Below are 19,589 nucleotides of genomic sequence, written 5' to 3' on the forward strand. Positions count from 1 at the left end.
ACCCAATCACTTCAACCAGGGGAACTCGCGCCAGAGGTTGCGGAAATCGCCGTCCAACTCCTTCAGCTCCGCAGAGAAGGCTTCCGAATCGAGGATGCGCAGCGGCTGGTAGGTGTCGCGGGCCTTGCTCTGGAATTCAGGATCGTTGGCGGCCTTGGTCACCGCCTCGACCAGCTTGGCGCGGATTTCCGGCGGCAGGCCCTTCGGCGCGCCGACGCCGCGCAGCGACGCCATGGTGATGTTGTAGCCCAGTTCCTTGAAGGTCGGCAGGTCGGGCGCCATGTCCCAGCGCTGCGTGCTCATCACGCCCAGGATGCGGATGTTGTCGCCGCCGGCCTTGCCGCGCAGCCCCTCGCCGAGGTTCTGGCCGCAGATCTGGGTGTGGCGGCCGAGCATGGAGCGGTAGTTCTCCGCGCTGCCGGGAAACGGCACATGGGTGAAGCGGACGTTCGCCTGCCGCTGGAGCAACAGCATGCCCAGATGGTCGTCCGACCCGACGCCGGTGGAGCCCAGCGTGATGGTGTTCGGGTTGGCCTTGGCCTGGGCGACGAGATCCTCCACCGTCTTGTAGGGGCTGTCGCCGTGAACCGTCATGATGCCCGGGTCGTCGACGATGTTGACCAGCGGGTCCAGCCGGTCGAGCGTGAAGCGGGCGTTGCGCTCGATCGGGATGGTGACGACGTTCGGCGTGTTGATGAAGCCGATGGTGTAGCCGTCCGGCGTGGCGTCGGCGATGGCCGCGAAGCCGATCTCGCCCCCGGCGCCGCCGCGGTTCATCACCACGATCCGTGCGCCGCCGCCCAGATATTTTTCAATGAAGGGCGCCAGCATGCGCGCGGTCACGTCGGTCGATCCGCCGGCTCCATAGGCGACGATCATGGTGATCGGCTTGTCCGGGTAGGCAGCCTGGGCCGCCGTCGCGCCCAACAGCAGGGCACAGGAGGTCAAAAGGCTGGAAAAGAAGTGTCTGGCTTTCATGGTCGGCTCCGCCAAATGCTGCCGCCCGATCACCACAACGGAGCGCCGCCAAGGAGCGTCCCGCGGTATCGGTTGCACAATTTATAGTAACACGATTTTTTGTACACAATAGTATTTACAGGACAACCGCCATGGGAGAAACGGACACATTGCCGCGCCTGTCCTCGTCATCGGAAAGTGACGGCAAAACGGCTTTTCCACCTGGGAAAGGCCGTTCGGTCCGGTTTCGCCATACGGGGACGGGATTCAATTGATCGGTTCGGCGCGGTTGCCGAACAGGGCGCGCAGCTTGCGCCCGATCGCCGCCACCAGCAGGCCCTGGTTGCCGCCCTCCGGCTTGGGGAACCAGTCCGGCTCCTCGGCCTGGATGCGGCGGACCACCGTCAGGAACGCCTCGACCACCAGCGGGTCGAAATCCTTGCCCGCCCGCTCGGCGATCCAGGTGATGGCGTGCTCCACCCCCCACGCCTTGCGGTACTGGCGGTCGGTGATGAGGGCGTCGAACACGTCGGCCACGGCCATGATCCGCGCCGACACCGGAATGGCCCCGCCGCGCAAACCTTCCATGTAGCCCGACCCGTCGTAGCGCTCGTGGTGGTAGCGGGCGATCTCCGCGGCGATCGACAGCAGGCTGCGCCCGCGCAGGGGCAGCGCCGCCTCGCTGAGGATGCGGTGGCCGATCAGGGTGTGGCGCTGGATGGCGGCCATGTCGTTGTTGGCCAGCTCGCCGGGAATGCCCAGCGTCTCGTCCGACACGCTCAGCATGCCGACGTCGTGCAGCAGGGCGGCCAGCCCGACCTTCTCCGCCAGCTCCTCGTCCAGTTCGTCGGCGAAGCGGCCGTGGACGCGCAGCTCGCGGGCGATGTCGCCGACCAGCCGCTCGATGCGCTGGAGATGGCCGGCGGCAGCGTTGTCCTTGTATTCGGCAAGCGATCCCATGGCCAGGACGGTGGCCTTCTGGGCGGTGTTCAGCTCCTCGAACAGCAGGGCGTTCTCGAAGGCGATCGAGCATTTGTTGCGGAACAGCTCCAGCAGCTGCCACTCGCGCGCGGTGCCCTCGTTGTTGTGGCCCTCGACGTAGATCATGCCGATGATCCCGCCATGAGCGCGCAGCCGCAGGGCGCAATAGCCCGGCTCCACGATGGTCTCGGAACTCGGGCTCAGCCGTTCCAGAGCGGCGGCCACGCTGGGCTCGCCCAGTTCGGCGACGTCCACGTCCTTCCATTTGGCGAAGCGGCCGGTGGAGGCGCGCACGCGGATTCGGCGGTCGCGCGGCAGCGTGTCGCCCTGGATGCACAGCAGCGCGTGCCGCCCGATGCCCAGCAGCCCGACGACGCGCGGCAGGATGTTGGGGAACAGCACGTCAGGGGTGCGCATCTCCAGCAGGCCGGTGGTCGCCACCAGCATGCGGGCCAGCGCCTTGCGCCCGGCCGCCTGGGTCTGCAGGTTGAGGAAAGCGCGCAGCCGCGGCACGACCGCGGTGCGCAGCGCGCGCGCCGTCAGCCCGTCCTTCAGACGGTAGTCGCTGACGTCGTGGCCCTCCACCACCTCCTCCTCCGGCGCCCGCTCGGGATGGGCGGTGCAGACCAGGATGCGGACGCGGCTGTTCCCAAGATCCTTGCGGATGTGGTCGATGAAGGCGAGCCCTTCGGGCGGCCCATCCGCCGCGGGGTCCAGCACCGGCTCCAGCAGGACGGCGGCGGTGCCGAGATTGCGGTACAGCGCCTCGCGCGCCTCGGCGGCGGTCGCGGCGGTCAGCACCGTCACCGGCGCCCCGTCCAGCGCGAAGCCGTCGAGCGCAGCGCGCGTCAGCCCGGCCAGCGCCGGGTCGGGATCGACCACGAGGACATGCAGGCGGGGCTTTGCGGGCGGAACCGGGGTGGCCTCCGGCGGGCGGGCGTCGTCGTTGGGCATGACCGTCTCGATGGTTGCGCGCTGCGGGCGCGCTTGCACAAAAAATACGCCTCCTTTCCGACTCATTCAACTTTCATCGATTTGGACACGAAGGGCTTCTCCGTAATAACCGCCTCTTCCGGTTACGCCCCTCCGCCTGTTGCCTGTGGCGGCAAATCGGCTACCCTCTGCCTACAACGGCGGCAAACCGCCGCAAAAAATCAGGGAAGGATTGGAGCGATGGCTCTCAGGGCCGAACAGCTCAAGGACGAGCTGACCGAAGAGGTCGTGCGGCAGGTTCGCGAGCGGCTGGGCCGCACCCGCGCCGCACCGGCGGAGCGCTTCGTACGGCAGTTCTACGACAACGTCCCGCCCGACGACATCATCCAGGCTCCGGCGGAGCAGCTCTACGGCGCCGCCCTGGCCATGTGGCAATGGGGCCAGCAGCGCGAGGCGACGGACCGCGCCAAGGTCCGCGTCTACAACCCCCGCGTCGAGGAGCATGGCTGGCAGTCTCACCGCACGGTGGTGGAGATCGTCAACGACGACATGCCCTTCCTCGTCGACTCGGTGACCGCGGAGCTGAACCGCCAGGGGCTGACCGTCCATCTGGTCATCCACCCCGTGGTGCGGGTCAAGCGGGACGCCGACGGCCAGCTGGTGGAGCTGTACGAGCCCGCGGCGGCCCCCACCGACGCCGCCCCCGAATCCTTCATGCATGTCGAGGTCGGCGCGGTCACCGGCGCCGCCGCGCTGAACCAGGCCCGCGAGGGGTTGGAGCGCGTGCTGGCCGACGTGCGCGCCGCCGTCGCCGACTGGCGGGCCATGCGCCAGCAGGTGCGCGCCGCCATCGCGGAGGCCGACTGCGCCCGCGCCGCCGTCCCAGCCATCATCCCTGACGACGAGGTGGACGAGGCCAAAGCCTTCCTCTCCTGGGCCGACGACGACCATTTCACCTTCCTCGGCTACCGCGAATACCGCTTCGAGAGCGGCGCCGACGGGGCGGACTCCTCGCTGGGGCTGGTCGCCGGCAGCGGTCTGGGCATCCTGCGCGACGACTCCGTCACCGTCTTCGACGGGCTGCGCAACTACGCCACCCTGCCGCCCGACGTGCGCGATTTCCTGCGCAACCCGCGGGTGCTGATGGTGACCAAGGGCAACCGCCCCTCCCCCGTGCACCGCTCCGTCCCGATGGACGCCATCCTCGTCAAGCGCTTCGACGCCGAGGGGCGGATCATCGGCGAGCGGCTGGTCGCCGGCCTCTTCACCTCCGTCGCCTACAACCGCAGCCCGCGCGAGATCCCCTACCTCCGCCGCAAGGTCGCCGAGGTGATGGATCTCGCCGGCTTCGACCCGCAGGGCCATGACGGCAAGGCGCTTCTGCACATCCTGGAGACCTACCCGCGCGACGAGCTGTTCCAGATCCAGGTGCCGGAACTTCTGGACATCGCGGTCGGCATCCTGCACCTGCAGGAACGGCAGCGGCTGGCCCTGTTCGTGCGCAAGGACCCGTTCGAGCGCTTCGCCTCCTGCCTCGTCTACGTGCCGCGCGACCGTTACGACACCACGTTGCGCCGGCGCATCCAGTCCATCCTGGAGGCCGCCTACGACGGCACCTGCACCGGCTTCACCACGCAGCTGACCGAAAGCGTGCTGGCCCGCCTGCATTTCATCATCAAGACCGAGCCGGGCCGCGTGCCCGCCGTCGACGCCACCGATCTGGAGGCGCGGCTGGTCCAGGCGTCCCGCGGCTGGGACGACCATCTGCGCGACGCGCTGGTCGAGGCCCACGGCGAGGAGCAGGGGCGCACCCTGTTCCGCCGCTACGCCGACGCCTTCCCCACCGCCTACCGCGAGGAGTTCAACGCGGAGGCCGCCGTCTTCGACATCGAGCGGATCGAGAAGGCGACGGCCCAGGGCACGCTGGGCATCAACCTCTACCGCCCGCTGGAGGCCGAAGGGGACGAGCTGCACGTCAAGATCTACCACGAAGGTCGCCCGGTGCCGCTGTCCGACGTGCTGCCCATGCTGGAGCACATGGACCTGAAGGTGATCACCGAGGCCCCCTTCGAGATCGCCATCGCCGGCCACGCCGCCCCGGTGTGGATCCACGACTTCACCGCGCGCTCCCAGAACGGGCTGCCCATCGACTGCGCGATGGTGAAGGAGAAGTTCCAGGACGCCTTCGCCGCCGTCTGGGACGGCCGGATGGAGGATGACGGCTTCAACCGCCTCGTCCTCCGCGCCGGCCTGACCGCGCGGGAGGTGACGGTGCTGCGCGCCTACGCCAAGTATCTGCGCCAGGCCCGCATCCCCTATGGGCAGGACGTGGTGGAAAGCACGCTGGCCGGCCATCCGGCCATCGCGCGCAAGCTGGTCGCCCTGTTCCACAGCCGCTTCGACCCGGCCCGCCGCCCGCAGAACGATCCGGGGCTGGCCGCGGAGATCGAACGCGCGCTCGACGGGGTGAAGAACCTGGACGAGGACCGCATCCTGCGGCGCTTCCTCAACCTGCTGTGCAACACGCTGCGCACCAACGCCTATCAGAACGGCGCGGACGGGCGGCCCAAGACCTACATCTCCTTCAAGATCGACAGCCGCCACATCGACGAGCTGCCGTTGCCTCGCCCGATGGTCGAGGTGTTCGTCTACAGCCCGCGGATGGAGGGCGTCCATCTGCGCGGCGGCAAGGTGGCGCGCGGCGGCATCCGCTGGTCCGACCGCCGCGAGGATTTCCGCACGGAGATCCTCGGGCTGATGAAGGCGCAGATGGTCAAGAACACCGTCATCGTGCCGGTCGGCTCCAAGGGCGGCTTCGTGGTCAAGCGCCCTCCGCCGCCGTCCGCCGGACGCGAGGTGGCGCTGGCCGAGGGCATCGAGTGCTACAAGACGCTGATGCGCGGCCTGCTGGACATCACCGACAACCTCGACGCCCAGGGCGCGGTGGTGCCGCCGCCCGAAGTGGTGCGCCACGATGAGGACGATCCCTATCTGGTGGTCGCCGCCGACAAGGGCACGGCGACCTTCTCCGACATCGCCAATTCGGTGTCGGTGGACCACGGCTTCTGGCTGGGCGACGCCTTCGCGTCGGGCGGCTCCGCCGGCTACGACCACAAGAAGATGGGCATCACCGCCCGCGGCGCCTGGGAATCGGTGAAGCGCCATTTCCGCGAGCTGGGGCGCGACACCCAGACGCAGGACTTCACCGTGGTCGGCGTCGGCGACATGTCGGGCGACGTGTTCGGCAACGGCATGCTGCTGTCGAAGCACATCCGCCTGCTCGCCGCCTTCGACCACCGGCACATCTTCGTCGATCCCGACCCCGACGCCGCGCGGAGCTGGGAGGAGCGGCAGCGCCTGTTCGACCTGCCCCGCTCCTCCTGGGCGGACTACGACGCGTCGCTGCTGTCCGCGGGCGGGCGCGTCTTCGACCGCTCCGCCAAGTCGCTGGAGCTGACGCCGGAGATCCGCCAGCGCTTCGGCATCGCCAAGGACCACGTCACTCCGCTGGAGCTGATGCAGATCCTGCTGAAGGCCGAGGTGGACCTGCTGTGGTTCGGCGGCATCGGCACCTACCTGAAGGCGGCGGAGGAGACCAACGCCGAGGTCGGCGACAAGGCCAACGACGCGCTGCGCATCGACGGACGCGACGTGCGGGCCAAGGTGATCGGCGAGGGCGCCAACCTCGGCGTCACCCAGCGCGGCCGCATCGAGGCGGCGCAGCACGGGGTGCGGCTGAACACCGACGCCATCGACAATTCGGCGGGCGTCGACACCTCCGACCATGAGGTGAACATCAAGATCCTGCTGAACGACGTGGTCGTCCGCGGCGACATGACGCTGAAGCAGCGCGACCAGCTTCTCGCCGCCATGACCGACGAGGTGGCCGGTCTGGTGCTGGCCGACAACTATCTGCAGAGCCAGGCGCTGACCGTCGCCCGCGCCCAGGGTCCCGACGCGCTGGAGGCGCAGGCCCGGCTGATCCGCTCGCTGGAGAAGGCGGGCCGGCTGAACCGCGCCATCGAGTATCTGCCCGACGAGGAGGAGCTGTCCGTCCGCATGGCCAACCGCGAGGGGCTGACCCGGCCCGAGCTGGCGGTGCTGCTGGCCTACGCCAAGATCACGCTCTACGACGATCTGCTGGCGTCGGACCTGCCGGACGATCCCTTCATGGCCGACGACCTCACCCGCTACTTCCCCAAGCCGCTGCGCAAGGCCCATGCGGAGGCGGTGGGGCGGCACCGGCTGCGGCGGGAGATCATCGCGACCAGCGTCACCAACAGCCTCGTCAACCGCACCGGCCCGACCTTCGTCAAGGAGATGATGGAGAAGACCGGCATGGGGCCGGCGGACGTCGCCCGCGCCTACACCATCGTGCGGGACGCCTTCGGCCTGCGCTCGCTGTGGACGGGGATCGAGGATCTCGACACCGTCGTCCCGGCCGCGCTCCAGACCAGCATGATCCTGGAGACGGTCCGCCACATGGAGCGCGCCGCCGCCTGGTTCCTGGCGAGCTGCCAGCAGCCGCTGGACATCGCCCGCGAGACGGAGGCCTTCCGGCCCGGCATCGAGACGCTTCTGGCCGGGCTGGACAATGTGCTGGACGCCGAGGAGACGGCCCGCCTGACCGCCCGCGTCGCCTCCTACCAGGAGCAGGGCGTCCCCGCCGAGCTGGCCCGCCGCATGGCGGCGCTGCCGGTGCTGGCCGCCGCCCCCGACCTCGTCCGCATCGCCGGGCGCACCGGGCGCGGGGTCGCGGACGTCGCCGCGGTCTACTTCATGCTGGGCCGCCGCTTCGGCCTGGAATGGCTGCGCGACAAGGCCGCCGCGGCGAAGGCGGAGAACCATTGGCAGAAGCAGGCGGTGGCCGCCCTGGTGGACGACCTGTTCGCCCACCAGACCGCGCTGACCACCCGCGTTCTGGAGGCGGTGGACCAGCTTCCCGCGGAAGCCCCCGTGGAGGCCTGGATCGCGCACCGCCGCCCGGTGGTGGAGCGGGTGGAGCAGCTGCTGTCCGAGCTGCGCACCCAGCCCAACGTCGACCTGTCGATGCTGGCGGTGGCGAACCGGCAGCTCCGCGGCCTGACGGCGGGATAAGACGGCGGGCAAGGAGCCAAGACCCTCTTCCGGCCCCCTTCGGGCGGGTCCGGAAGAGGGTTTCCCCATGCGTCCCGCCCGCTTTCCGGCTATGGTGCGGCCATTCCAAGGATTGTCCGCCCAACCGGAGCCGCCGCGATGACCGACCCCCAGCCGACCCTGAACGACGCCATCCGCCTGCTGCGGACGAACGATCTGGGCGGGGCGGAGGCGGCCTGTCGGGCGATCCTGGCGACCGACCCGCACAACGCGCAGGCTCTGCACCTTCTGGGCGTCGTCGCCGCCCACACCGGCCATCCCGACGGCGCGCTCGACCTCTTCACGCACGCCATCGCGGAGGACGGCAAGGACCCATCCTTCCACAACAGCCGCGGCAGCCTGCTCTTCCAGCTCGGCCGCGCGGCGGAGGCGGAGGCGGCGTTCCGCGCCGGCATCGCTCTCAACGACCGCCTGCCGGAGCTTCACGGCAATCTGGGCAACGCGCTGAAGGCGCTGGGCCGGCTGGAGGACGCCGAGGGCGCCTTCCGCGCCGCCCTGGCCCTGCGCGGCGACGCGCCGGAGATGCACAACTTCCTGGGCACCACCCTGCGCGAGCTGGGCCGGCTGGACGAGGCGGAGGCCGCTTTCCGCGCCGCGCTGGAGCGGGCGCCGGAGTATCTGGAGGCCCGCTACAACCTCGCCGAGGCGCTGAGCACGCGCGGCGCCCTGGAGGAGGCGGAGGAGGCCTTCCGCGTGGTGATCGCGGCGGCGCCCCGCTTCGTCCCCGCCCATGTCGGCCTCGCCCACACGCTGCAGAGCCTCGACCGCGCCAACGAGGCGGTGGAGGCCATCGAGGCCGCCCGCGCCATCGCGCCGGACCACCCGCTGGTTCAGTTCACCCGCCGGCTGATCTATTCCAACGCCGTCCCCGGCTGGCACCTGCCGATGATCAACGATTTCGAGCGCAACGACGCCTACGAGGCGGCGCTGAAGCGGGCGGTGACTCCGGACTCGCTGGTCCTGGAGATCGGCACCGGCTCGGGCATCGTCGCCATGATGGCGGCGCGCGCCGGGGCGCGGAAGGTGGTGACCTGCGAGGTCAACCCGATCCTCGCCCGCATCGCCCGCGAGACCGTCGCCAACAACGGCTACGCCGACCGCATCGACGTGGTGCCGAAGCTGTCCACCCGCCTGTCGGTGGGCGAGGGCGGCGACCTGCCGGAGAAGGCCGACGTCTTCGTGTCGGAACTCATCAACATCGGCATGCTGGCGCCGCGCATGCTGTCGGTCCTGCAGCACGCGCGCACCCATCTGGTGAAGCCCGGCGGCGCGATCATCCCGCGCGCCTCGACCGTCTACGCCATGCTGGTGGAAACGCCGGAACTGGCCCGCATCAACCCGGTGAAGAGCATCGGCGGCTTCGACATGTCGACCTTCGACGTGTTCCGCTCCCCCGGCTACCAGCAGATCGACCTCGGCGCCGACACCCACACGCCGCTGTCGGCCGCCTTCACCGCGCTCGATTTTGACTTCACCCGCAACATGCCCGAGGAGGGCGGCCGCGAGATCGCCGTGGAGATCACGGCGGAGGGCACCTGCCACGGCGTGGCCTTCTGGTTCGACCTGCACATGGACGAGGAGGTCACCTACCGCTCCGAAAGCCGGGCGCGGACGAACCACTGGAAGCAGGCGATGACCTATCTGGAGACGCCGATCCGCGTGCGCCCCGGCGACCGGCTGACCATCGTCGCCCGCTACGACAACAACCAGATTTCGTTCGGCGTGGGCGGTTGAGCCGGCACGAGCCTTCGCCCCCCGTGGGCCGACGCCAGCCGACCGACATCGAACCGGAGAGATCCCATGAGCACCGACGAGTCTTCCGACCGCATCGCCACCGACGTCGCCGTCCCGCCGCCGGACCTGTCTGAGTTGGACCGGCAGAGGGCGGAGATCGAGGCGATCCAGGCGCAGATGGCGCAATTCCGCGCCCGGATCGATCAGCGCCTGGACGACCAGCGCCCCATCATCGACCTCGTCCCGATCCGCCCCACCCCACCCCCGCCGACCGTCGAGTAATCCGACCGATGACCACCGCCAACGACACGCCGAGCCGGCGCGCCGTCGTGTCCTGGTGCCTCTACGACTGGGCGAACTCGTCGTACAACACCATCATCACGACCTTCATCTTCTCGGTCTATTTCGCCCGCGGCGTGGTCGGGGACGAGGTCGCCGGGGCCTCGCGCTGGAGCGCCGCGCTGACCGTCGCCGGTCTGCTGATCGCCTTGCTCAGCCCCGTTCTGGGCGCGGTGGCCGACCGGACGGGGAGGCGCAAGCCGTGGATGGCGCTGTTCACCGGCCTGACCGTGGTCTTCTGCGCCGCCCTGTGGTGGGTGAAGCCCGACCCATCCCACGCGCTGTTCGCCCTGGTCTGCGTGGTCGTCGGCACCGTCGCCTTCGAGCTGGCGAACGTCTTCTACAACGCCAGCCTGACCGCGCTGGCGCCGCCGCGGATGCTCGGGCGGATTTCCGGCTGGGGCTGGGGCATCGGCTATTTCGGCGGGCTGGCCTGTCTGGTGGTCGCCCTGTTCGTCTTCGTGAAGTCCCCAACCCCGCTGTTCGGCCTGCTCGACACGGCGGAGCAGGCGCCGGTGCGTGCCACCGCCCTTCTCGCCGCCGCCTGGTACGGGCTGTTCGCCCTGCCCTTCTTCCTGTTCGTTCCGGACGTGCCGGCGACCGGCCTCGGCATCCGTCAGGCCGCGCGGGAGGGCATGGCGACGCTGCGCCGGACGCTGGCGGAGACGCGCAAATACCGCAACACGCTGCGCTTCCTGATCGCCAGCGCGATCTACCGCGACGGCATCAACACCATCACCGCCTTCGGCGGCATCTTCGCCGCCCACGCCTTTGGCATGAGTTTCGAGGAGATCCTGCTCTTCGCCATCGCGCTGAACGTGGTGGCCGGAGTCGGGGCCATCGGCTTCGCCTGGGTGGACGACCGGATGGGGGCCAAGCCGACCATCCTGGTCAGCCTGATCGGCCTGACCGTCTTCGGCGTGCCGCTGCTGCTGGCGACGGAGAAGGCGTGGTTCTGGGTGCTGGCCCTGGGGCTGGGCGCCTTCTTCGGGCCGGCGCAGGCGGCCGGGCGGTCGATGATGGCGCGGCTGGCCCCGCCGGGCATGGTGGGCGAGATGTTCGGGCTCTACAGCCTGACCGGCCGCATGGCCGGCTTCGTCGGGCCGCTCGCCTTCGGGCTGGCGACCGCGTTGTTCGAGAGCCAACGGGCCGGCATGGCGAGCGTTGTGGCTTTCTTCGTGATCGGTTTTGGGCTTATGCTCACGGTTCGGGAGCCGGTACCGGGCGATGCGAATACGGTGCGACAGTCCGCCGCGGCATGACGGCGGACTCACCCAGCGGAAGCTGCTAACTTGCCTTTTGCTGCGACGCACAACGAACTTGGCGCGGAGGGCGGAACGGACATGTTGCACATCAAGGACATCGAGGCCTTCGCGCACATCAACGAGGCGCTGGCCCGCGACCAAGCCGCGGCGCGGGGGGAGAGCGATTCGGCGGGACACCAGCCGGGGCATCATCCCGCGCCTCATCATCCTGCAATGCATCCGGCGATGCTCATCGCCATGGCGGCGACCGGGCGCCTGAAGCCGGAAGACGGTGCGGACGGGAAAACATCGCAGGCCGAAGCCGCCGCCTTGCTGGCGCGGATGTTGGGGGCGCGGCGGGGTTCGTAAGCGCGCTGGGGGTGTCGGCGTAATTGCCCCCACCCCGGCCCTCCCCCGCTGGGCGGGGGAGGGAGAATGGTCCCCTCCCCTGCGAAGCGGGGGAGGGTTAGGGAGGGGGCAATGGATGCGCCCCCGCCCTGCTCAGTGCCGGAAGTGGCGCATTCCCGTCAGCACCATTGCCAGACCCTTCTCATCGGCGGCGGCGATGACGTCGTTGTCGCGGATCGAACCGCCGGGCTGGATCACCGCCGTCACGCCGGCTTCCGCCGCGGCCAGCAGGCCGTCCGCGAAGGGGAAGAAGGCGTCCGAGGCGACCACCGAGCCCTTGGTCAGCGGCTCGCTCAGGCCGGCGGCCTTGGCGGCCTCCGCCGACTTGATGGCGGCGATGCGGGCCGAGTCGACGCGGCTCATCTGGCCGGCGCCGACGCCCACCGTGGCGCCGTTCTTGGCGTAGACGATGGCGTTCGACTTCACATGCTTGGCGACGCGGAAGGCGAAGAGCAGGTCGGCCAGTTCCTGCTCGGTCGGCGCGCGCTTGGTCACCACCTTGAGGTCGGCAGGCGTGATGCGGCCGTTGTCGCGGTTCTGCAGCAGGAAGCCGCCGGAGAGCTGCTTCACCATCATGCCCGGCTCGGCCGGGTTCGGCACGTCCTTGGTCAGCAGGACGCGCAGGTTCTTCTTGCTGGCGAGCAGGGCACGGGCCGCGTCGTCGGCGTCCGGGGCGATCACCACCTCGGCGAACAGCTTGGAAATCTCCTCCGCCGTGGCGGCGTCCAGCGGACGGTTGACGGCGATGATGCCGCCGAAGGCGCTGACCGGGTCGCACAGCAGGGCCTGCTTGTAGGCGTCGAGCAGGTTCGCGCCCTCGGCCACCCCGCAGGGGTTGGCGTGCTTGATGATGGCGACGGCCGGACGCTCGAACTCGGCGACCAGCTCGAAGGCGGCGTCGGTGTCGTTGAGGTTGTTGTAGGACAGCTCCTTGCCCTGGAGCTGGATCGCCGTCGCGACACCCGGACGCTGCTCGCCGGTGACGTAGAAGGCCGCCTGCTGGTGGGGGTTCTCGCCGTAGCGCAGGGTCTGGCTGAGCTTGCCCGACAGGGTGGTGCGCGGCGGGAAGGTCTCGCCGAGCTGACCGGCCAGCCAGGAGGAGATGGCCGCGTCGTAGGAGGCCGTGCGGGCGTAGGCGCGCTGGGCCAGCGTGCGGCGGAGCTTCAGCGTGACGGCGCCGTCATGGGTCGCCAGCTCGTCCAGCACCGCCTCGTAATCCTCGGGGTCGGTGACGACGGTGACGAAGTCGTGGTTCTTGGCCGCGGCGCGGATCATCGCCGGGCCGCCGATGTCGATGTTCTCCACGCAGTTGGCGTAGTCGGCGCCCTTCGACACCGTCGCCTCGAACGGGTAGAGGTTCACCACCACGAGGTCGATCGGCGGGATGTCGTGGGTGGTCATCGCCTCGGCGTGGATGTCGCGGCGGGCCAGGATGCCGCCGTGAACGCGCGGGTGCAGCGTCTTGACGCGCCCGTCCATGATCTCCGGGAAGCCGGTGTGGTCGGAGACCTCCTTCACCGGGATGCCGGCCTCGGCCAGCCGCTGGGCGGAGCCGCCGGTGGACAGGATCTCCACGCCCTTGGCCGCCAGCGCCTGGCCGAGCGCGACGAGGCCCGTCTTGTCGGACACGGAGATCAGCGCGCGCGTGATGCGGACGAGATCGGGGGCGGGCGAGTGGGCGACGTTCGGCGGGCTCATCGGGGCATCCTGGCTGTCATGGAACCGGCTGCGGCGGGCAGGGCCTGAGAAGACGGGGCATGGGAAGACGGGGCTTGGGAAGACGGAAAAGCGAAACACCCCGCTTCGTTACCCCCGCCCGGGCGGGGATCACGGTCGCAGGGCGAACACTCCACAGACTCTCGAAACAGGCACCGATCCGTATTCCCACGGCCTGTCCGCCGCGGATGCGCGCGGTTTACCCCCCCTTGCGCTCGCGGCGCAAGGCCCATTTCACCGTCTTGATGGCGGGGCCGGTATGTCCGGAGATGGCGATCTGGGTGGTTCGCCGCGGTTCGTCGCCGCTGCCCAGATAGATGCTCTCCTCCAGTTCCAGCGTGCCGCCCGACGCGCGCAGCCGCCAGGCGGCCCCGCTCGGCAGCTTGAGCTGCACCTGCCCTCCCTGGACCGGCGTCGCCTGGACCGAGGGATGCAGGTGGAAGCGGATGGTGAAGGGCTGTGGCTCCGGCGTGGCGCCGATCACCGGCTCCAACATGTCCTCGCCACGCAGGTCCTCGCCGTTCTCCGCCAGATAGACGCGGCGGCGGTGCAGATAGCCGAAGTTGCGGCTGTAGCCGTTGTGGGTGGCGACGACCAGCACCGCCCCGTCGTTCTCCTGCCGCTCGCAGCCGACATGGGAGGGGCGCCGGCCCAGCCCGCCCTGCTCGATCACCTCCGACGAGTTGGTTTCGGCCAGCACGACGGTGGAATGGGCGGCGGTGCCGGCCAGGGCGGCGCGCCAGGGGCCGGTCTTCACCGGATGGGCGCCGCAATTGACGATCAGCCGCTCCTTGCCGACCGACATTTCCAGCGACAGCGTGCCGGCGTGAGCGGTGGCGTCCAGCCCGGTGACCGGCGGCACGCCGGTGTCCATCAGCACCATGGTGCGCCCGGCGATCAGCCGCTCGAAGCCGGTGTGCGGCGCGCTCTTCAGCGGGCGCCCGCGGGCATCGGCCTGGGCCAGCACCGTGTCGACCAGCGCCGCGTCCTCTTCCCGCCCGCCGTTGAACAGGGCAAGGCCGCCGTCGCCGTGGCGGAAGAAGCGCAGGGCCGGGGTCATGCGGTCGATGGCGTGCTGCAGCGCCTCCGGCACGTCGGCGCGGGCGGTGCGCAGGACCGAGCGCATGTCGATCAAATCGCGCAGGATGCGGAGCTGAACGGAGGGGCAGCGCTCGACATGGCCGCCGTCCGGCAGGATCTGGCGCGGCAGCTCGCGCTCCAGCAGCTTCAGCGCGTCCTGGCCGGCACGCTCGTACTCCGGCAGGCAGAATCCGCCATAGACGAGGCCCTTGGCCGCGGTGACCAGCGCCTTGCCGTCCAGCGCGCCGGGCACCACGCGGGTCAGATGCTTGACCTGCCGGGCGAGGCTGTCGAAGACCGCGGCGCGGAACTCGTCGTCGGCGGAGGCGCAGTAGAAGTCGTGCAGGCCGATCCAGGCGGCGATGCGGGCGCCCAGCACCTCCGGCGCCCAGGTCTGGGCGTTCCAGCCGCCATTGTGGTCGAGCCAGGACAGCACCAGCGAACGGGCGCGCCGCCGTGCTGTGTCGCCGCCGACCGCCCGCAGATCGCGCAGCCATTCGAAGCCGTGCAGGGCGTCCTGCCAGACGGCGCTGCCGGCCCGCCAATTCGGCGCGCCGTGAGCGTCGGCCGCCGCGGCCTGCCCGCCGAAGCGGAAGACGCCGGCCAGGATCGCCGAGCCTTCCCCGGCGTCGCCCGGCCAGGGGTCGGGCGGCACGACGGACAGGGCGGTCGGCGCGCGGCCGCCCAACGTCAGCTTGTAGATCGGGTTGCCGAAGGCGATCTGCGCGACGCCGTCCCGCAAGCGGCCCATTTTCCCACGTCCGGCGCTCATCGGCTCACCCCGTCACACGGCAGGGGGAGGCGATGGCCGGCGCTTCGCTGAAGGCATTCGGGCGATCGGGGGGATGCATCCTGTTGTCGTATCAAATTCGCCTCGACCCCCGCAAGCCGGTGGTGCCCTAATCGTGCAGCCGTCGCAGCCTTGCCACGAAGAACCCGTCGATGCCGCCGAGGTCCCCGAGCATGCCCGGCAGGGATCGTACCTCACCACGCTCGTTGATCAACTCGGCCAAATTGCCATCCCCCGCATGACCGCCACCCAAATCTCCCGGCGTGATCGGCAAGCGCTCGACGCGGGGGTCGCGGGTCAGGATGCGGTCGATCTGCGCCTCGCCCTCCTCCGGCTGGATGGAGCAGGTGCAATAGATCAGCGTGCCGCCGGGCTTCACCAGATCGACGGCGTGGGCCAGCAGGCGGCTTTGCGCCTTGGCCAGCTTGGCAATGTCCTCCGGCGTCTTGACGCGCAGGATGTCGGGATGGCGGCGGATCGCCCCGGTGGCCGAACAGGGGGCGTCGAGCAGCACCGCGTCGGCGGGCTGGTCCGGTGTCCAGGTGGCGGCGTCGGTCGCCAGCACCTCCGCCGACAGGTTGAGGCGGGCCAGATTGTCCCGCACCCGCTCCAGCCGCTTGGCGGAGCGGTCGACCGCCGTCACCTGCGCGCCCTGCGCGACGAGCTGCGCGGTCTTGCCGCCGGGCGCCGCGCACAGGTCGTAGACGCGTTTGCCCGCCAGATCGCCGAACAGCTTGGCCGGCAGCGAGGCGGCGAGGTCCTGCACCCACCAGGCGCCCTCGGCGAAGCCCGGCAGCTCGGTGAGATTGCCGCCGGCGGCGCGGCGCAGCGTGCCGGTGGGCAGCAGCCTGGCCTCCAGCCGCTCGGCCCAGGCCGCGGGATCGGCCTTGGCGGTGATGTCCAGCGGCGCCTCGTGCAGATGCGCCTCGACGATGCCGCGGGTGCGGCCGATGCCGTAGGCCTGCCTCCAGGCCAGCCACAGCCAGTCCGGCGTGTTCAGGCGCCCAGCGTCCTGCTGGGCGGCCAGCTCCGCCCCCTCGCGCCCGATGCGGCGCAGGACGGCGTTGATCAGGCCCTTGTAGGGTTCCGCCCCCTTGGCCGCGGCCAGCTCCACCGCCGTGTCGACGGCGGCGTGGGCGGGCGTGCCGAGGAAGACGAGCTGGGCCGCGCCCAGCCGCAGGATGTCGTGCACCGTGGCCTTGGGCAGGCCCGGCTTGGCGAGGCTGCCCTGGATCAGCGCGTCGATCTGGCCGAGCCGGCGCAGCACGGTGGCGGTCAGCAGCCGCACGAAGCCGCGGTCGCGCGGGTCGAGCCCGCGCAACTCCGGATGCGCGTCGAACGCGTCGTCGAAGGGGATGGACTTGCGCAGCACATCGCGCAGCAGGTCGAGCGCGGCGGAGCGCGCGGCAAGGGAGGCGTCGGACATGCCGCTGGATGTAGCGCGCCGGACGGCGGGTGTCGAGTAGCCGCAGCGCAGAGCCGAGCGGATTCCGGCATCCCTCAGCGAGGCGCCTCAGCGGGCCAGCGCGCCCCGCCGTCCGCCTTCGTGGTCGGGATAGGGGCCGACGTCCTCGACGAAGAAGCAGGCGATGCCCCGCAGCTCGCCCCGGCGCAGGATGAAACGGTTGCCATTGCCGGCCTTCATCCCCCAAAGCTCCGTCCCCTCCAGCCCTGCCCCCTCCAGCGGGCTCAGCTCCAGCTCCGGCGGCACCGGGTCCTCGCCCAGCCGCTTGAGGAAACGGTCGGCGCGCACGCGGTCGTCCGGCGGCAAGCTGCGCGCGGCGCGGGCGTCGTAGCGGTCGCTCTTGACGTAGCGGGTCCCCACGCCCTGGATGGGGCTGGACGCTCCCCCGGGATCGGCGGCGGCGCGCTCCAGCATCAGCGCCCAGCGCGCGTCCCGCACGACCGCCAGGGCGCGGCGGTGGATGGCGCGGCAATGCTCGGCCAGCTCATGGAAGCGGGGCATCAGGTCGCGCTTGCGGAAGCCGACCTCCATCATGACGCGCTCCACCGCCCCATCCGCCGCGGTGCCGGAGGCGGGGATGCCGCGCGTCTCCAGCGCCAGCAGGGCGTCGATGCGCCGGTCGTGGTCCGCCGCGATGCCCTGCTTCAGTGTCCGACCGAGCCGCTCCAGCGCCGCCTCGGCGCGGCGCTCGGCTTCGGCGATGCAGAGGAGCACGTCGTCGCGGTTCGCGGCGGAGGAAACGGTCAGCCACCCCGAATCGAACAACGGCGTCTTGTCGAGAAACAGATCCGGCACGATTCCCGTCAACCGTCGGCGCGCATGCGCGCGACGATCTCCTCCAGAACCGCTTCGGCCTTGTCGTTGTCCACCTGGCAGGTGCCCGCGGCCTCGTGCCCGCCGCCGCCGTACTCCAGCATCAGCGGACCGATGTTGGTTTTGGAGCTGCGGTTGATGATCGACTTGCCGCAGGCCAGCACGGTGTTCTGCTGCTTCAGACCCCACAGCACATGGATCGACACGTTCGATTCCGGGTACATGGCGTAGATCATGAAGCGGTTGCCGGCGTAGATGGTCTCCTCCCGCCGCAGGTCAATGACCACGACGTTGCCGCGGATCGTGCTGCAACGGGCGAGCTGGTCGGAGAACTTCGCCTCATGCTCGGTGTAGAGGTCCACCCGCTCCTTCACATCGGGCAGGGCGAGGATCTCCTCGATGCCGTGATTCCGGCAGCAGTCGATCAGCTCCATCATCAGCTGGTAGTTGGAGATCCGGAAGTCGCGGAAGCGGCCGAGGCCGGTGCGCGCGTCCATGATGAAGTTCAGCAGGGTCCAGCCCTGCGGCTTCAGGATGTCCTCGATGCCGTACTGGGCGGAGTCGGCCTGATCGACCGCGGCCATCATCGCGTCGGAGATGGTCGGGAAGCGCTCCTTGCCGCCGTAGTAATTGTAGACGACGCGGGCGGCGGAGGGGGCGTCGGCCTCGATGATGTGGTTGTCGCGCTTGCCGACGCGGATCGTCTCCGACAGGTGATGGTCGAAGGCGAGATGGACGCCGGGCACATAGGGCAGATTGGTGGTGATGTCGCGGTCGGAGATCTCGACCTTGCCGTCCTGCATGTCCTTGGGATGCACGAACTTGATCTCGTCGAGGATGCCAAGCTCCTTCAGGAGCACGGCGCAGACCAGCCCGTCGAAATCGGACCGGGTGACGAGGCGGTATTTCGTGGCGTCGGACATGCGGTTCCCCCTGATCGCCCCACAATCGGCAAGCTGTGGGAAGGTAGACGTACGTCTTTCGGCGTGCAACCGCGAACCGATCCGTCTCCGCTCACCCCCAGGGGCTGCGCGGCATGAAGGAGGGGCCGGCCATGCCGCGCAGGCGGCGGACCCGCTCCTCCATGTTCGGGTGGGTGGAGAACAGGCTGTCGAGGCTGCGCCCGTGCAGCGGATTGGCGATGAACAGATGCGCCGTGGCCGGGTTGGATTCCGCCGCGTAGTTCGGGATCTGGTGGGCGTAGTTGTGGATGCGGGTCAGCGCGTCGGCCAGCCACAGCGGGCGCCCGCAGATTTCCGCGCCGATGCGGTCGGCCTCGTACTCGCGGGTGCGGCTGATCGCCATCTGGACGATCATCGCGGCGAAGGGGGCCAGGACGGCGATCAGGATGCCGCCGATCAGCCCCAGCGGGTTGCCGCCCTGCCCGTTCTGGCTGTTGCCCTGCGATGCGCCGAAGAACATGCCGAAGTTGGCGAGCATGGAGATGGCGCCCGCGATGGTCGCCGTGATCGTCATGATCAGCGTGTCGCGGTTCTTCACATGGGCCAGCTCATGCGCCATGACGCCGGCGATCTCCTCCGGGCTCAGCAGGCGCAGCAGGCCGGTGGTGGCGGCGACCGCGGCGTTTTCCGGGTTGCGCCCGGTGGCGAAGGCGTTGGGCTGGTCGTTCTCCATGATGCAGACGCGCGGCATCGGCAGGCCGGCGCGCTCGGCCAGCTGCTGGACGATGCCGTAATATTCGGGGGCGGTGTAGGCGTCGACCTCCCGCGCGCCGTACATGGACAGCACCATGTCGCCGGAATTCCAGTAGCTGAACAGGTTCATGCCCAGCGCCATGACGAAGGCGATCATCATGCCGCCCTTGCCGCCGATCAGATAGCCGATGCCCATGAACAGGGCGGTCAGGCCGGCGAGGAGGATGGTGGTCTTCACATAGCTGGTCATGGCGATGTTCCGGGCGATCTTCTGGACGGTTTCACTGTTGGTTGGACGAGACGGCCCCGGCGGGGCTTTCCGCCGGGCTTGTCTGGTG

13 protein-coding genes are annotated in these 19,589 nt (G+C 69.8%); 5 read left to right on the forward strand and 8 right to left on the reverse strand.

Features of this window, described 5'->3' with window-relative positions:
- Window positions 1-6: 6 nt before the first annotated feature.
- On the reverse strand, window positions 7-978 hold the full coding sequence (locus H0B54_RS20150) for a Bug family tripartite tricarboxylate transporter substrate binding protein (RefSeq protein WP_188261806.1): 972 nt from the start codon (window positions 976-978) through the stop codon (window positions 7-9).
- 246 nt (window positions 979-1,224) lie between these two features.
- Window positions 1,225-2,892, reverse strand: a complete 1,668-nt coding sequence (locus tag H0B54_RS20155; protein WP_188261807.1) for an HD-GYP domain-containing protein — start codon at window positions 2,890-2,892, stop codon at window positions 1,225-1,227.
- A gap of 219 nt (window positions 2,893-3,111) precedes the next feature.
- On the opposite strand from H0B54_RS20155, the gene H0B54_RS20160 reads away from it, so the two are divergent.
- The 5 genes from H0B54_RS20160 to H0B54_RS20180 all read left to right on the forward strand — a co-directional run bounded on the left by H0B54_RS20160 (window position 3,112) and on the right by H0B54_RS20180 (window position 11,693).
- Window positions 3,112-7,968 carry an NAD-glutamate dehydrogenase gene (locus H0B54_RS20160; RefSeq protein WP_188261808.1) on the forward strand — a complete coding sequence of 1,619 codons (4,857 nt, stop codon included), beginning with the start codon at window positions 3,112-3,114 and terminating at the stop codon, window positions 7,966-7,968.
- Window positions 7,969-8,106: 138 nt separating this feature from the next.
- On the forward strand, window positions 8,107-9,741 hold the full coding sequence (locus tag H0B54_RS20165) for a tetratricopeptide repeat protein (protein ID WP_188261809.1): 1,635 nt from the start codon (window positions 8,107-8,109) through the stop codon (window positions 9,739-9,741).
- Window positions 9,742-9,807: 66 nt separating this feature from the next.
- Complete coding sequence (locus H0B54_RS20170) at window positions 9,808-10,023, forward strand: hypothetical protein (protein WP_188261810.1); 216 nt, start codon at window positions 9,808-9,810, stop codon at window positions 10,021-10,023.
- A gap of 8 nt (window positions 10,024-10,031) precedes the next feature.
- Window positions 10,032-11,342: an MFS transporter gene (locus H0B54_RS20175; protein ID WP_188261811.1), complete on the forward strand. Its 1,311-nt coding sequence runs from the start codon at window positions 10,032-10,034 to the stop codon at window positions 11,340-11,342.
- An 81-nt stretch (window positions 11,343-11,423) separates the two neighbouring features.
- Window positions 11,424-11,693 (forward strand): hypothetical protein, encoded by a 270-nt coding sequence (locus H0B54_RS20180; protein WP_188261812.1) that lies wholly within the window; start codon window positions 11,424-11,426, stop codon window positions 11,691-11,693.
- A gap of 132 nt (window positions 11,694-11,825) precedes the next feature.
- Here H0B54_RS20180 and purH read toward each other — a convergent pair whose 3' ends face one another.
- The 6 genes from purH to htpX all read right to left on the reverse strand — a co-directional run bounded on the left by purH (window position 11,826) and on the right by htpX (window position 19,501).
- Entirely contained in the window at window positions 11,826-13,430 is a 1,605-nt protein-coding gene (gene purH / locus H0B54_RS20185; protein ID WP_188261813.1) for a bifunctional phosphoribosylaminoimidazolecarboxamide formyltransferase/IMP cyclohydrolase, read from the reverse strand.
- 217 nt (window positions 13,431-13,647) lie between these two features.
- The gene (locus H0B54_RS20190) at window positions 13,648-15,279 is read right to left on the reverse strand and encodes a heparinase II/III family protein (protein ID WP_188261814.1); all 1,632 of its coding nucleotides are present in this window, start codon (window positions 15,277-15,279) and stop codon (window positions 13,648-13,650) included.
- A 148-nt stretch (window positions 15,280-15,427) separates the two neighbouring features.
- Entirely contained in the window at window positions 15,428-16,744 is a 1,317-nt protein-coding gene (locus tag H0B54_RS20195) for an RsmB/NOP family class I SAM-dependent RNA methyltransferase (protein ID WP_188261815.1), read from the reverse strand.
- 87 nt (window positions 16,745-16,831) lie between these two features.
- Window positions 16,832-17,578 carry a hypothetical protein gene (locus H0B54_RS20200; RefSeq protein WP_188261816.1) on the reverse strand — a complete coding sequence of 249 codons (747 nt, stop codon included), beginning with the start codon at window positions 17,576-17,578 and terminating at the stop codon, window positions 16,832-16,834.
- Between the two features lie 8 nt (window positions 17,579-17,586).
- Entirely contained in the window at window positions 17,587-18,519 is a 933-nt protein-coding gene (locus H0B54_RS20205; RefSeq protein WP_188261817.1) for an exopolyphosphatase, read from the reverse strand.
- 91 nt (window positions 18,520-18,610) lie between these two features.
- Window positions 18,611-19,501, reverse strand: a complete 891-nt coding sequence (gene htpX, locus H0B54_RS20210; protein ID WP_188261818.1) for a zinc metalloprotease HtpX — start codon at window positions 19,499-19,501, stop codon at window positions 18,611-18,613.
- Window positions 19,502-19,589: the final 88 nt, after the last annotated feature.

It is taken from the genome of Azospirillum tabaci, from assembly GCF_014596085.1.
Lineage (GTDB): Bacteria > Pseudomonadota > Alphaproteobacteria > Azospirillales > Azospirillaceae > Azospirillum > Azospirillum tabaci.